The organism is Niastella vici (assembly GCF_002077945.1).
GTDB lineage: Bacteria > Bacteroidota > Bacteroidia > Chitinophagales > Chitinophagaceae > Niastella > Niastella vici.
The window spans coordinates 324,251-338,577 of the sequence record NZ_LVYD01000002.1 but is presented as its reverse complement, the minus strand read 5'-3'; the positions used below and the strand labels follow the sequence as shown (position 1 = coordinate 338,577).

Here is a 14,327-nt window from a genome sequence, read left to right as displayed (position 1 = left end):
CTAAGGAACGGTTGCTATGAAATTACTTTGGTTTTCTTTGTTACTAAACATCACAGTTGCTACTATTCAGGCCCAAACTACCAGCTATAAATTCGACTTTGGTACCGATAGAGCGGCCAAAGGCTATATCGCTGTTACGCCAACTACGGCATTCTCTTATAAAACCGGTTATGGGTTCGATCAGGGATCAACTGTGGAGGCCATTGACCGCGGCGGCAATGCCCTGACCGGCGATTACATTACCAGCAACAAGCCTTTTTACTTTTCGGTAAAGCTGCCCGATGGTAATTATGATGTAAAATTAATTCTGGGCGATGCCAAAGGAACTTCTGCTACCACCGTGCGTGCCGAATGCCGCCGCCTGATGCTCGAGAACATTCGCACCGAAAATGGCAAACAGGTTACAAGAACATTTACAGTTCATATAAAAGACAGCGTTATCAAAGATGATCATAACAAAGTGATCAGCAATGTGAAGCTGAAATCGCGTGAATCGGATTACCTGCATTGGGATAACCTGTTAACTATTGAGTTCAATGATTCGCTGCCCAAAGTATGTGCAATGGAAATAGTTCCCAATGAAGTGGCTGCCACTATTTTCCTGGCAGGGAATTCAACAGTGGTTGATCAGGCCCGCGAGCCCTGGGCAGCCTGGGGGCAAATGATCCCGCGTTTTTTTGAACCTTACGTTACTGCCATTGGCAATTATGCCGAATCGGGTGAAACCATGAAAGCCTTTGCCCGCGAACGCCGCCTCGATAAAATATGGAGCCTGGCCAAACCCGGTGATTATTTGTTTATAGAATTCACGCATAACGATCAAAAGCCCGGCGGCAATCACCTCGATCCTTTTACTACCTATAAACAAACCCTGAAAGAATGGATCGCCGAAGCCCGCAAAAGGGGTATGACGCCCGTGCTGGTAACCTCCATGCACCGCCGCAACTTTGATTCAAGCAGTCATATTATTAATACTCTGGGCGATTACCCGGAGGCCATGCGGCAAACAGCGGCGGAAGAAAAAGTAGCGTTGATAGATCTGAACGCCATGAGCAAAACATTGTATGAAGCCTGGGGCCCTGAAACTTCGCTCAAAGCATTTGTGCATTATCCTGCCAATACCTTTCCGGGGCAAACAACTGCCCTGGCCGATAATACGCATTTCAGTCCGTATGGAGCCTATGAGCTGGCGCGGTGTATCGTAAAAGGAATAGTAGCGGCCAATCTGCCTGTTGCAAAATACCTGATAAAGTCAACAATCGAATTTGATCCGGCGCATCCTGATGCGGTGGGGAATTTTTTCTGGCCACAAAGTGCGTTTGTTAATGCAGTGAAGCCTGATGGGAATTAGAAACAAAAACAACCGCCTTGTGAGCGGTTGTTCAAAAAATAAGGTCAAAACAGATCAATACTTATTAAAATTCGTTGTTTCTTCAGAGAAGTCCGAAGAATTAGAGTTATATATACTGTAAGTAGTTAGCTCGCTTCCGGTAAGCTTTTTCAGGATTAACAATTCGGCATTGTCTATAAACAGCGTTGTGTCATTCAGTACTTTAAAGGGAAAGGTATCAATGCTTCCCTGATCATTTATATAAAGTTGAGCTCCTTTGAACTCCAGGGTAACATCGCCCTTGTTGTAGGTGTATGAGGCGGGATGGTCCTGCCCGCTATAATGATCATTGGATTGACCTGTGGTGGCATACCATTTTCCCTGTAACAGGTCTGAGGTAGATTTGTCTTTGCTTTTATTACAGGCAAAGGTTAATACAGAGAGGGCCAGTAATGAACCAGCGTAAACTTTTTTCATGTTGTGATCGATTTTGGTTTTTTGGTTAAAGCGTCAAAGTAACGCTACTTTATCAATTTTAGTTCTTAGGATTCGTTAAATATATACCCCTGGTGAACAGCGAACCGAACATACAAGTCCCGACTTAAGTCGTCGGATGCCGATGAAATCGGCAAGTGACACAAGGGACGCTGATAGTAGTACAAAAGCCGGCCCCAAAAATTGCCCGGCTTATTGTCTTTTGCCAATTTTCTGCTTACCTTGGCCTGCCCGGTTACTATTTCCCTGATATTATTACTATTGCCGTATTCGTATTTTTACGTTTACTGTTTTTACATTTATATAATAAGAGTTAATTATTAACGTTTTTCAGTAAGGTGAACACTAAAACCTATTCAATATCTTATAAGGCATGAAAAAAAGTACACTCATCACCTCCCTGTTCGTGTTGGCTGGCCTGGCGCCTGGGTTCGCACAAATTGTGAAACCCGCTGTGACCAATCCCCGGGTCGAGAACCTCACCAATCCGGCAGGCATTGAGACCCCAAACCCCCGTTTTAGCTGGCAGATCACAAGCACTGCACGCAACATAATGCAAACGCGTTATCGCATTATGGTGGCCGATGACCTTGCCAAACTGGCCAGCAATACCGGCAATATGTGGGATACGCATGAAGTGAACAGCGATCAATCGTTGTGGGTACCCTACGCGGGTAAACCTTTACAGGCCGGACAAACCTATTACTGGAAAGTGATGATCTGGGACAACCAGATGGGTTTGAGTGAATGGACCAGTGATACCGCCAAATGGCAAATGGGATTGTTGCAACCTGCCGACTGGAGCAATGCCCAATGGATCGGTTATGATGAACTGGATGCCAGCAAACGCATTGTGCCCGGTGTACATATGCCCGGCGCCAATAAAGATTATAAATCGCTCGTAAGCGGCAATCACGTATTGCCTTTATTACGCAAGAATTTCACGGTAAGCAAACCGGTTAAAAAAGCAACCGCTTTTATTACCGGGTTGGGCCAGTATGAACTGCACATCAATGGCGCTAAAGCCGGCGATCATTTTTTATCACCCGGCTGGACCGATTACGATAAACGTGTTCTGTACAATGTGCTCGATGTTACCAGCCAGGTAGTGAATGGCAACAACGCCATTGGCGTAATGTTGGGTAACGGATTTTACAACATCCCCAATGAACGCTATCGCAAAACACTGCTGGCGTATGGTAATCCCAAAATGATCATGAAGCTGGTAGTGGAATATGCCGATGGCACCAAATCGGAAATTATTTCAGACAATACCTGGAAAACCGCGCCCAGCCCCATCACATTTTCGAGTATCTATGCCGGTGAAGAATACAATGCTACTTTAGAACAGGATGGCTGGGACAAAGCCGCCTTCAACGACGGCGCCTGGAAAGCAGCCATAATAGTAAAAGCACCCACTGGCAAGCTGATCGCTGAAACCGGAACGCCGGTGAAAGTGATGCAAACCATTGCCCCGCAAAAATGTGAAAAGAACAGTGATACTACTGTACTGTTCGATTTTGGTCAGAACGCAAGCGGTATTATTAGAATAACCGTACGTGGCCAGAAGGGACAGGTGATACGGATCTTTCCTGCTGAGCTGATCACAAAAGAAGAAAAACGCGTCAATCAAAAGAACTCCGGCAAACCTTATTTCTATTCTTATACCTGTAAGGGAACCGGTGATGAAGTATGGGAGCCCCGCTTTTCGTATTATGGTTTCCGCTATGCAGAAGTTTCTTACGCAGCGCCCGATACTATTAAAGGAAAGAAGCTGACAGCCGTGATCAAGGATATCAGTATGCTGCATACGCGCAACTCGGCACAACAGATCGGTAAGTTCGAATGCCGCGATGATCTGTATAATGAAACTTATTCGCTCATTGACTGGGCTATTAAAAGCAATATGCAAAGTGTATTGAGTGATTGCCCACACCGTGAGAAGCTCGGTTGGCTCGAGCAAAGCTATCTCATGGGCGAATCGATCCACTTCAACTATGATATTTACAGTTTGTATAAAAAGATAGTGGCCGATATGATGGCCGACCAGGTAGCAGATGGATTGGTGCCTGATATAGCCCCTGAGTTTGTGTTGTTTGATCAGGGTTTCCGCGATTCACCGGAGTGGGGTAGTGCATCTGTAGTTTTGCCCTGGCTTATTTATCAATGGTATGGCGACAAAACCATTATGCAGGATGCCTGGCCTATGATGACGAAATATGTGGCTTACCTGAAAACGAAAGCGAATGGAAATATTCTGTCATATGGCTTGGGCGACTGGTATGACCTGGGGCCTAATCCGCCCGGCCTGGCGCAGTTAACGCCCAAAGAGCTCACCGCTACAGCTATTTATTATTATGACCTTGACCTGTTGACGAAGATGGCGAAGCTGATGAATAAATCGGCCGAAGCAGGCCAGTTTGCAGCACAGGCTGCGGAGGTGAAAAAAGCGTTCAACGCCAAATTCTACAATGCAGGAACCAAGAAATATGCAACCGGCAGTCAAACCTCCATGGCCATGCCTCTGGCAGTAGGGTTGGTTGAAGAGGCAAATGTAGCCGGCGTACTTGATGCGTTGAAGACCGATATCATTACCGATGAAAGCAAGCTTACTGCAGGAGATGTTGGTTTCCACTTCCTTGTTGATGGATTGACGAAGAATGGTGCTGCACAAATGGTATATGATATGACTAGCGACAGAAAAAATCCGGGTTACGGTTTTCAACTCGACAAAGGCGCCACTTCTCTAACCGAGTCGTGGGCGGCGTTGGAAGAAGTATCGAACAACCACCTGATGCTGGGACACCTGATGCAATGGTTCTTTGATGGCGCAGGCGGTATTAAACAGGAAGATACCTCTGTTGCTTATAAGAATTTCATCATTGCACCCGAGCCCATCCTGGGGCTTGATAAAGGTAGTGTATCCTTTAATTCGCCTTACGGAAAGATCTATTCTGAGTGGGACCACCAGTATGTGTTTCACGTATTTACGATACAAATACCACCAAATACAACGGCGACTGTTTATTTGCCAACACCGCCCAATAGTAATATTATGGAAAGTAATTCGCCGCTTGCGATACACCGCGAAATAAAAGCGCTGGGTTATATGAACGGGCGGCAGGTGTTTAAGTTGGGATCAGGTAAATATAAGTTTATTATTAAAAAAGGTTAGCGGCAAAAGGTAGAACGCCGAATGCAAAAAGACATATAATAAAGAAGCGCTCCGGTTGCCGGGGCGCTTTTTTGTTGGCGGGGAGCTATGGGGCGTATTAGCCGGAATCTGCTAATGAAATGCTATAAACAATTTGAAACCCATCAATTCTGCGTAAATTGGTTTTATTAACTGGCCTGGTGAATTTTCAGTATGAAATTTTATTCCTTTTTCCTTGTTGTATTATTGATTTCCTGTAATACAACTATTAAAAAAGATCATGTAAAAGGTTTCCTCGATCTTTTGCCCCACGATACCGCGATCAATTTAAATTATGAAGTGTATAATACCTGTACAACAAATTACTTCTATGCAAAAGATACAACAAAGGGCACTTTGTCGAGGTTAGTTTACTATGATAAAGATGGAAGAGAAAAAAGTACAGCCTACCAATTTTATGAATCCAGGATTCCGGCTACTTCGCTTTGTATGTATGATAAAGATGGAAGAAAAACAGAAGAGTATTACAGGATCGATGAAAAAGGCAGACTATCATCGTTCACCAAAACGATATTTGAATATAATGAAAGCGGAAAGCTTGCCAGGACTATTGCATTTGATTTTATGAGAAGAATGAAGGAAGGGATTGTTCGCGGATTAGGTACATCTGGCGGATGCATTGTAAGCGATGAAGATTATGAGCCTAAAAGATCATGGGCATTAAACACTGTCTGGAATTATGTTTACGATAAAGAAGGAAACCTCATTGAAAAGTTCAGGTCATTTCCCAGGGATATGTACCAGGACAGGTATTTGTACAAATATGATAACCGGGGAAGGTTGATTGAAGAACGCTCATTTTCGCAGGGCCATCTGTATTATGTGGAAAGCTACCAGTATTATGATGGCGGTTATGAGTACACCAGAGTCCTTTACGATGAAGATGGAACAAGAGCGAAGCAGTGGAACGATAGTTTGGAAACTATCGATACATTTCGTTATGCGGTAGACCGGTTTAATAACCAGCTTGAAGAAAAAATAATTGAAGAAGGTGGCCGCCTGGTTAGCCGGGACCGTAATTACTATGATAAAAAGAACAGGATCATAAGGAAGGAAATTTATGATGAGGACGGAAAACTGTTAGGATTTTATGCGCATCAATATGCTGATTCTGTTGTAAAACCCCGGCAGTTGAATTTTTCTCTGAGTAATGAAAGCGATAAATGAAAATGCCTGAAAAGGGCGTATATGCCGTAACTTGCATTTATGTTGAACCCAACCATCACCATACCCGCAGCAGACATGCTGCAGTTATTCAATTCCATTTTATTAAAGCACGGATTAACGCCCGAAAAGGCCATGCAATGCGCCGAAGTGTTTACCAATAACAGCATCGACGGCGTATATACCCATGGGGTGAACCGCTTCCCACGCTTTATTGAATATATACAGAAGGGTTACATTAATATACATGCGGAACCGTCTTTAAAACACCAGTGGGGTGGGGTACAGCAATGGGATGGCAACCTGGGACCTGGCATTCTGAATGCCATACATGCTACGAATAACGTTATGCAGCTGGCGCAGCAACATGGCATTGGCTGTGTGGCGCTGGCCAATACCAACCATTGGATGCGCGGTGGCACCTATGGCTGGCAGGCCGCTAAAGCGGGGTTTGTATTCATCGGCTGGACAAACACCACCGGTCTGATGCCCACCTGGGGCGCGCTGGACAATAAACTGGGCAATAACCCGCTCGTAATGGCCCTACCCAATGAACAGGAAGCCATCGTGCTCGATATGGCCATGTCGCAATATTCGTTTGGGGCGCTGGAACTGGCGGCCATGAAACAGGAACAGTTACCTGTATACGGTGGTTTCGATACCAATGGGCAACTCACTACCGACCCTGCTGCCATCAGGGCTTCACGCCGGCCATTACCAATTGGTTATTGGAAGGGGGCTGGTTTGTCGCTATTGCTTGATATACTGGCGGCTGTACTTTCGGGTGGACTATCGGTGCATGAAATAACTCAGCAGCAATCAGAAATGGCGGTATCACAGGTGTTCATTGCCATTGATATAAAGAAACTGGTCAATCATTCAGCTATTTCGCAAGTGGTGAAAAATATCATTGCAGACTATCATGGGGCAGCGCCTGAAAACAACAAGACAATTACCTACCCCGGCGAGCGGGTGCTACAAACCCGGCAACGCAACCTGGCCAATGGTATTCCGGTGATAAAGGAAGTGTGGGAGCAGGTGAACAGGTTGTAAACTGAAAATTTTATTTCTATCTTAGTCTAAAACCGTAACCCTACGTGAAACGCCCCTGGTTATATTATATTTCTCCCATTACAATTCTTGCCGGCCTTTCTTTTATTTTATTAATAGTCGGATTTGTTGAATTAGTTGAAACAGAGATTTATTTTTTTGTCTTTTTTTCTGCCCTTGTATTTGGCGGGGCAACTCTTGTTTTAACTGCAATAGGTTATGCAGTCAGGTTTGCTACTAATGGTAAAGTACTGTATATCTGGATCATTGAAGCAGCAATTCTTGCTATACCGGTTATAGGATATTTGATGTGCCGCCAGGGTTATTAGCCATTTTAATTCACCACTTCCTCTCCGCCGTTTCTGTCCCTCCGCTGCATCTCCCAACAACAAGTTTTCCCCATTATATATAAAAGGAACGGAATTTGGTTTTATTAGCTATCAACAGGATGGTGTGATATTATTCTAAAACCTAATTTGATAGCTATGAAACCTTCTCAGTTTCTGCCATTGTTGTTACCCGTTTTGTTTGCCTGTAACAGGAGTGATAATAAGAAGGCGCCATTGCCCATTCAGGCCCCACCCACCATCGCAATAATGAACAATATCCCCGGCGCAGAATCATTCGACAGCTTTAATACTAAGTTCCATACCGACTCCAGTTTCCAATTGTCAAGAATTCCCTTCCCCATCGACGGTCAATGCGTGAATGACGTGGAAAATACCAGGTGGTCAAAAAAGAACTGGGAGTTCCTTAAAACACCAGTGGCGCTTGAGCCCGATACCACTGAATGCAGGCACAGCCTCACCATGACCGACTCGCTGGTCACCGAAAAATTCTGGATCGATCAAAGCGGCTTTAAAGTGGAACGGCGGTTCAAACTCAGAAATGGCAAGTGGTTCCTGGTGTATTACGACGACATCAACATGTAGCATCCAAATCAACCAATTAATAACACCTTCCATGAGAAAATGGCCTTATTTCATCGTAGCGTCTCTCCTCAATGCCTTACTGGTAACCGGAGCATTGATTGAATTCAAATTACGCGGCATTGCCGTTATTGACCTCAAATCGCGCAGTGCCGGTTTTCCTGCCTGGAACGACATCAATCCTTTCGAGTTTGCCGGCGGCATGTTCCTGCTGAGCTTCCTCGTTATTGTGATCATCTTCAGCATAAAAGCCCTGGTTACCGGCATCTTCAAAAAACTGCATTCATTCAACCAGAGTCTGGCAGGCACGCAAAGCCAGCCCTTCGACTTTGCCCAGGGCCAATAGGATAGGAGGCAACCCTTCAGCTGCGCTCAGGGGCAATAATAAACGGGCCCTATGATCTGTAACCCCGGCTTATCGGGGGCAGGCTTTGGAACTTGCCGCCTGAGGCCTTAACTTGCCGCCTCAAACGATGGTCCATAATGAAAACAGTTTGTTGGTTTCTCTTCCTCCTGACCCAGCTTTCAATCGCAACCGCACAGAATAAATCCGTATACCTTTTTTCTTACTTCAAAGGCAATGGTGAAGATGGTCTGCACCTGGCCTGGAGTGCCGATGGCCTTAAATGGCAGGCATTAAAGAACGACAGCTCCTTTTTAACGCCCACAGCAGGAAAAGACAAGCTGATGCGTGATCCCTGTATCATTCGGGGAGCCGACGGCCTGTTCCATATGGTGTGGACGGTAAGCTGGAACGAGCGCACTGTTGGCTATGCCAGCTCCAAAGACCTCATTCACTGGAGCACACAGCAGGCCATTCCGGTCATGGAGCATGAACCAACTGCCCTCAACTGCTGGGCGCCCGAGATCTTTTACGATGATGCCACAAAACTGTACATGATCTATTGGGCCACTACCATTCCCGGCCGCTTTCCCCAGGGCGATTCAACCGGTGATGACAAATACAACCACCGCATTTATTATGTGACCACCAACGACTTCAAAACTTTCAGCAAGGCGGCTGTATTGTACGACAAAGGTTTTAATGTAATAGATGCCACCATTCAAAAGAACGGCAAACAGTATGTGCTGTTCCTGAAAGATGAAACGCGCTATCCGCCCCAGAAGAATTTGCGCATCGCTTACAGCAATACTTTAACCGGCGGCTACAGCGGGCCTTCTACCCCCATTACCGGTAAATACTGGGCCGAAGGGCCCACTGTATTGAGACAGGGCAACCGGTGGATCGTATATTTTGATAAATACAGAGAGCATCAATACGGGGCCATTACTTCCAGCGACCTGGTTAACTGGACCGAGATCAGCGATAAGCTGGAACTGCCGAAAGGGATCCGCCATGGTACGGTTCTTCCCATAACAAAAAAAGAATTGGATAAACTCCTTAAATAAGAAAGCATCCGCCAGCAGTGCTTTCGCGTAGTTGCGAAACAGGGATGGCAGATGCTTTACTCAATTCATTTATGCAGGTGTAAGTTTTCCCCTGAGGGAAATAACTGTTTGCAAAATGACAGAGATCCCTATAAACAACAACCCGATATAAAAAGATACATTCACCTGTCTGCCTTCGGCAAAGAACAGGAATGCCATTATGATCGAATAGATCGGCTCCAGGTTGAAACTAAGATTTACTGTAAAAGCAGGAATTCTCTTTAATGATTCCGCAAACAAAACATACAGTCCCACCGTGCAGAACAATGATAACAGCAATAAATACACTATATCCTTTGGCGCAGGAATAATACTGTTAACCGGGAAATAGTGCAAATACAGCGGCATTAAAAGTCCCAGGCCAATGGTTCCCCCTGTCATTTGATAGTAATTGATCACCATGCTGTCGTACCTTTTAACCAGGCGTTCATTATAAATGGTATACAACGCGCCAAAAGCAGAAGAAATAACACCCAGTATAATGCCGGTCTGGTACAATGTATCAAAATGGAAGATCAGGGCAATACCCAGCAAAGTAAGCAGACTTAATAAAAGTTCAGAAGGAACGAGTGGCTCCCTATTAAGGAGCGGCTTAAAGATTGCGGTGAAGAAACTGGTCAGGCTGAAACAAACAACCCCGATAGAGATATTGGAATATTTGATACTGCCATAAAAGAATACCCAATGCAGGGTGATCAGCATCCCGATTTTCGCAATGTCGAATTTTTGGCGAAGGGTGACAGCGGTTCTCACCTTAAACAATTTCAGAATAAAGAACAACCAGATAAAAGAGAAGAATACCCTGTACCAAACTAAAAGTCCTTCGTTGAGCGAAATAAGCTTACCGAAAATGCCGGTAAAGCCAGCCAATATTACCGCCCCGTGTAATACCAGATATGATTTTTTCATAAAGAATTATCCACCCTCCCGGCTCAGCCCGGAAAGCATTTTAATATTGTCAGTCAAATGAAGTTTGAAGAATAAAAAAACTGCTGATAGCCAAAACTATCTGCTACATCTTCTATTGAAGAAATATTAATGTACTGGAGGGGGAAGACAATGTGACCTGTTCATATCTGTTGAAGTAATTGCGGCAAAGATAGGTAAAATTGCCCTATTCTTAATGGGCATTCGCGGCCCTGCATTAAATGCGCATTAAAACGGCGATTAAAAAGGTCACAGGGACATGTATTATAAATATCCCCCTTTAGGGGCTGGGGGAACTCAGGACACAACAGGATAGTAGCCAAGCCGTTTCGCCTAATTTTACAAGCCTTAAGGTTGCGTAGATCATGATCAAACGGTTGACTTTACTAAAATTATCCATACTTACCAGTTTCGCCTGTACAGTATTTATTGCAACCGGTCAGCCGGTTGGCAAACAGGGCAATGTACCACTCTCAGCTAAGGAACCTGTGTGGGTAAAACAAACAGGTGCGCGCAAATTCCCTACCGCAAAAAAGAAATTTTCCGTCAATCAATTTGGCGCTATACCCGATGCGCAATCGCTTTGTACAAAAGCCATTCAGGCAACCATCGATGCCTGCGCCAAAGCCGGCGGCGGCACTGTGGTGTTTGCACCCGGAAGCTATGTGACCGGCGCCCTCTTTCTCAAAAGCAATGTTCAATTACAAATAGATAAAGATGTGCTGTTGCTCGGCAGTCAGGATTTTGCCGACTATCCCGAAATAGACACCCGTATTGCCGGTATTGAAATGAAATGGCCAGCAGCCCTCATTAATGTGATTGGCCAAACCAATGCCGCCATCACCGGTAACGGTACCATTAATGCCCGTGGTAAATTCTGCTGGGATAAATACTGGGCCATGCGTAAAGAATATGAGCCCAAAGGCTTGCGCTGGATAGTCGATTACGACGCCAAACGCGTGCGCACCATTCTGGTACAAAATGCAACAGATGTTTCCATAAAAGGCATCACGATAAAAAATGCCGGTTTCTGGACCGTTCAGTTACTGTATTCATCTTATGTTTCGGTGAATGGAATAATTATCCGTAACAATGAAGATGGCAAAGGGCCCAGCACCGATGGGGTAGATGTGGATTCTTCTTCCTGGGTGCTGATCGAAAATTGTGATATCGACTGCAACGATGATGATTTTTGTTTGAAAGCCGGTCGCGACTGGGATGGATTGCGCGTGAACAAACCAACCGAATATGTGGTCATCCGCAATTGCAAAGCCCGCAAAGGCGGCGGACTGCTGACCCTTGGCAGCGAAACTTCAGGTGGCATCCGTCATGTATATGCGATCAACCTCTATGGCAAAGGCACAGGGAACGGATTGCATATAAAGTCGGCTACTACGCGCGGCGGCACCATTGAAGATATTCATTTTCGCAACATACAAATGGACAGCGTTGGTACAGCCTTTCAGTTCACTATGAACTGGAACCCTACCTACAGTTATTCATCCTTACCAGCAGGTTACCATTACGATTCATTGCCGCAGCATTGGAAAGTACTATTGCACAAAGTAGAGCCGGCCGAAAAAGGCATTCCACATTTTAAACAGGTTTATATCTCCGATATAAAGGCAGTAGGTGTAAAGAAAGTAGTGAATGCAGCTGGTTTGAAGGAATCCCTGCTACAGGATTTTCATTTTAATAATGTACAGGTACAGGGAAATACCGCCGGATCGGTGAGTTATGCCGCTGGCTGGGTTTTTAACCATGTAGCAATACAGGGCGCAGATGGTTTACCGGTGCAGGTTGATAATTCAGCAGGTATGCAACTTTCGGGAGAAGCGAAACCGTCTCGTTAAAGTAGTTATTAATAACTAATAAACTGCCAAATGCATAAACTATACAGAATATTGTTTTCACTGGTGTTATTGCTGCCTGTAATAGTACTTGCCCAGCGACAAATGGAATACCTCAACAGAGGTATCGTTGCCATACCCGATGGAAAAGGAAACATCTTTGTAAGCTGGCGCTTGCTGGCAACGGATCCGGCCGACATTTCATTTTATATATACCGCGCTATCGACAATGAAAAGGCCAGCAGGGTGAATACACCCATTACCACTGCTACTGGCTGGCTCGATGAAAAAACAGCTGCTGCCAAAACCTATACTTACCAGGTAGCCGCTGTCATCAATGGAAAGGAAATAAAAGATCCACGTACCTACACAGTAAAAGCCAATGCGCCAGCCTATATTTCCATTCCGCTGAACACACCCGACGGGTATGCGCCCAACGATGCCAGCGTGGGCGATCTCGATGGCGATGGCACCTATGAGATCATTTTGCACCAGGCCGGCAAGGGACACGATAATTCACACGATGGCATAACCGATCCGCCCATCATTCAGGCTTATACTTTGGATGGCCGCATGCTGTGGCAGATCAACCTGGGTAAGAACATTCGCGAAGGCGCGCATTACACCCAGTTTATGGTGTACGACCTCGATGGCGATGGCAAAGCCGAAATAGCCATGAAAACAGCCGATGGTACTATTGACGGACAGGGAAAAGTAATTGGCGATTCAACAAAAGATTATCGCAATGCAAAAGGCCGCATTCTGGAAGGACCGGAGTTCCTGACCGTATTTGACGGACAAACCGGTGCTGCGGTATACACGACCGATTATGTGCCATCACGCGGCCGCATAGATGGTTGGGGTATTGGCAGAACCGATAGCTATGGGAACCGGGTCGATCGCTTCCTCGCCTGCGTGGCTTACCTCGATGGCGTTCACCCCAGTTTGGTCATGTGCCGCGGTTACTATGGCCGCAGTGTGCTCGCCGCCTGGGATTATAAAAATAAAAAACTTACCCAATGCTGGGTGTTCGATACAGATAATAAAGGATATTCGGCTTTTGCCGGACAGGGCAATCATAATTTAACCGTAGCTGATGTGGATGGCGATGGTAAGGATGAGATCGTATACGGACAAATGACCGTTGATGATAATGGCAAAGGGTTGTATACAACCGGCATTGGTCATGCCGATGCTCTGCATGTAAGCGACCTGGACCCTGAAAGACCGGGTCTTGAAGTATTTTCAACACAGGAACGGTTCGATAATGCAGGCGCCAATTTCCGCGATGCAAAAACCGGTGAAGTGATCTGGAAAAAGCCTTCCGTTGCTGCCGGTGAAGATGGGGAAGGACCCGGCCGCGCCTGTGCATTGGATATTGATCCCCGTTATAAAGGCTATGAGTGCTGGGTGGCCGGTGCAGGTATTACCGGTTTATATGATTGCAAAGGCAACCAGATCGCCGATAAAACGCCACCCTGCAATATGGGGATCTATTGGGATGGCGATGTGCTCAGTGAAATATTGAACGGTACGCTGGTGGGTAAATGGGATTATACTAACAGCCGCGTGGTTAAAATACTCGATGGAAAAGATTTTGATTGCGTGCAGAATAATGGCACCAAGGCCAATCCCTGTTTATCGGCCGACATCCTGGGCGACTGGCGCGAAGAAGTGATCTACCATACCCGCGACAACAGGGAGCTACGCATTTTTTCAACGGCCATTCCCACCACCAACAGGTTCTATACATTGATGCAGGACCCGCAATACCGGCTCAGCATTGTATGGCAGAACGTGGCGTATAATCAACCGCCGCATACAGGCTTCTATCTTGGCGAAGGCATGGGCGCACCACCGCATCCGTCGATCAGTATTATCGAAACGCATAAAAATGACAACGCAAAAAAATAAATAGC

12 protein-coding genes are annotated in these 14,327 nt (G+C 45.7%); 10 read left to right on the top strand and 2 right to left on the bottom strand.

Going from position 1 to position 14,327, the window contains the following annotated elements; translation table 11 throughout:
- Positions 1-16 precede the first annotated feature (16 nt).
- Positions 17-1,351, top strand: a complete 1,335-nt coding sequence (locus A3860_RS04745) for a rhamnogalacturonan acetylesterase (protein ID WP_081145404.1) — start codon at positions 17-19, stop codon at positions 1,349-1,351.
- 54 nt (positions 1,352-1,405) lie between these two features.
- On the opposite strand, the gene A3860_RS04740 is transcribed toward A3860_RS04745, so the two are convergent.
- A complete protein-coding gene (locus A3860_RS04740; protein ID WP_081145403.1) occupies positions 1,406-1,807 on the bottom strand; it encodes a hypothetical protein in 402 nt (133 codons plus the stop codon).
- A 391-nt stretch (positions 1,808-2,198) separates the two neighbouring features.
- Between A3860_RS04740 and A3860_RS04735 the strand changes: the two genes are divergently transcribed.
- The 7 genes from A3860_RS04735 to A3860_RS04705 all read left to right on the top strand — a co-directional run bounded on the left by A3860_RS04735 (position 2,199) and on the right by A3860_RS04705 (position 9,592).
- The gene (locus tag A3860_RS04735) at positions 2,199-5,000 is read left to right on the top strand and encodes a family 78 glycoside hydrolase catalytic domain (protein ID WP_081145402.1); all 2,802 of its coding nucleotides are present in this window, start codon (positions 2,199-2,201) and stop codon (positions 4,998-5,000) included.
- Positions 5,001-5,192: 192 nt separating this feature from the next.
- Positions 5,193-6,206, top strand: coding sequence for a hypothetical protein (locus tag A3860_RS04730; protein WP_081145401.1), 1,014 nt, complete (start codon positions 5,193-5,195; stop codon positions 6,204-6,206).
- A 39-nt stretch (positions 6,207-6,245) separates the two neighbouring features.
- Positions 6,246-7,256 (top strand): 3-dehydro-L-gulonate 2-dehydrogenase, encoded by a 1,011-nt coding sequence (yiaK, locus tag A3860_RS04725; protein ID WP_081145400.1) that lies wholly within the window; start codon positions 6,246-6,248, stop codon positions 7,254-7,256.
- A 44-nt stretch (positions 7,257-7,300) separates the two neighbouring features.
- On the top strand, positions 7,301-7,582 hold the full coding sequence (locus tag A3860_RS04720; RefSeq protein WP_081145399.1) for a hypothetical protein: 282 nt from the start codon (positions 7,301-7,303) through the stop codon (positions 7,580-7,582).
- Between the two features lie 156 nt (positions 7,583-7,738).
- Positions 7,739-8,185, top strand: a complete 447-nt coding sequence (locus tag A3860_RS04715) for a hypothetical protein (RefSeq protein WP_081145398.1) — start codon at positions 7,739-7,741, stop codon at positions 8,183-8,185.
- 31 nt (positions 8,186-8,216) lie between these two features.
- Complete coding sequence (locus A3860_RS04710; RefSeq protein ID WP_081145397.1) at positions 8,217-8,528, top strand: hypothetical protein; 312 nt, start codon at positions 8,217-8,219, stop codon at positions 8,526-8,528.
- A gap of 137 nt (positions 8,529-8,665) precedes the next feature.
- The gene (locus tag A3860_RS04705) at positions 8,666-9,592 is read left to right on the top strand and encodes a glycoside hydrolase family 43 protein (RefSeq protein ID WP_081145396.1); all 927 of its coding nucleotides are present in this window, start codon (positions 8,666-8,668) and stop codon (positions 9,590-9,592) included.
- Between the two features lie 69 nt (positions 9,593-9,661).
- On the opposite strand, the gene A3860_RS04700 is transcribed toward A3860_RS04705, so the two are convergent.
- The gene (locus A3860_RS04700; RefSeq protein ID WP_081145395.1) at positions 9,662-10,540 is read right to left on the bottom strand and encodes a DMT family transporter; all 879 of its coding nucleotides are present in this window, start codon (positions 10,538-10,540) and stop codon (positions 9,662-9,664) included.
- 383 nt (positions 10,541-10,923) lie between these two features.
- Here A3860_RS04700 and A3860_RS04695 point away from each other — a divergent pair, with 383 nt between their 5' ends.
- Together A3860_RS04695 and A3860_RS04690 are read left to right on the top strand one after the other, a co-directional pair.
- Complete coding sequence (locus A3860_RS04695; protein ID WP_081145394.1) at positions 10,924-12,411, top strand: glycoside hydrolase family 28 protein; 1,488 nt, start codon at positions 10,924-10,926, stop codon at positions 12,409-12,411.
- A 30-nt stretch (positions 12,412-12,441) separates the two neighbouring features.
- Positions 12,442-14,322 carry a rhamnogalacturonan lyase gene (locus tag A3860_RS04690; protein WP_081145393.1) on the top strand — a complete coding sequence of 627 codons (1,881 nt, stop codon included), beginning with the start codon at positions 12,442-12,444 and terminating at the stop codon, positions 14,320-14,322.
- Positions 14,323-14,327 lie beyond the last annotated feature (5 nt).

What these genes read in the sequence shown, in the direction of transcription:
- A3860_RS04745 (WP_081145404.1), top strand. Translation starts at nt 17, where the DNA reads ATGAAATTACTTTGGTTTTCTTTGTTACTAAACATCACAGTTGCTACT.
- A3860_RS04740 (WP_081145403.1), bottom strand. Translation starts at nt 1,807, where the DNA reads ATGAAAAAAGTTTACGCTGGTTCATTACTGGCCCTCTCTGTATTAACC.
- A3860_RS04735 (WP_081145402.1), top strand. Translation starts at nt 2,199, where the DNA reads ATGAAAAAAAGTACACTCATCACCTCCCTGTTCGTGTTGGCTGGCCTG.
- A3860_RS04730 (WP_081145401.1), top strand. Translation starts at nt 5,193, where the DNA reads ATGAAATTTTATTCCTTTTTCCTTGTTGTATTATTGATTTCCTGTAAT.
- yiaK (WP_081145400.1), top strand. Translation starts at nt 6,246, where the DNA reads ATGTTGAACCCAACCATCACCATACCCGCAGCAGACATGCTGCAGTTA.
- A3860_RS04715 (WP_081145398.1), top strand. Translation starts at nt 7,739, where the DNA reads ATGAAACCTTCTCAGTTTCTGCCATTGTTGTTACCCGTTTTGTTTGCC.
- A3860_RS04710 (WP_081145397.1), top strand. Translation starts at nt 8,217, where the DNA reads ATGAGAAAATGGCCTTATTTCATCGTAGCGTCTCTCCTCAATGCCTTA.
- A3860_RS04705 (WP_081145396.1), top strand. Translation starts at nt 8,666, where the DNA reads ATGAAAACAGTTTGTTGGTTTCTCTTCCTCCTGACCCAGCTTTCAATC.
- A3860_RS04700 (WP_081145395.1), bottom strand. Translation starts at nt 10,540, where the DNA reads ATGAAAAAATCATATCTGGTATTACACGGGGCGGTAATATTGGCTGGC.
- A3860_RS04695 (WP_081145394.1), top strand. Translation starts at nt 10,924, where the DNA reads ATGATCAAACGGTTGACTTTACTAAAATTATCCATACTTACCAGTTTC.
- A3860_RS04690 (WP_081145393.1), top strand. Translation starts at nt 12,442, where the DNA reads ATGCATAAACTATACAGAATATTGTTTTCACTGGTGTTATTGCTGCCT.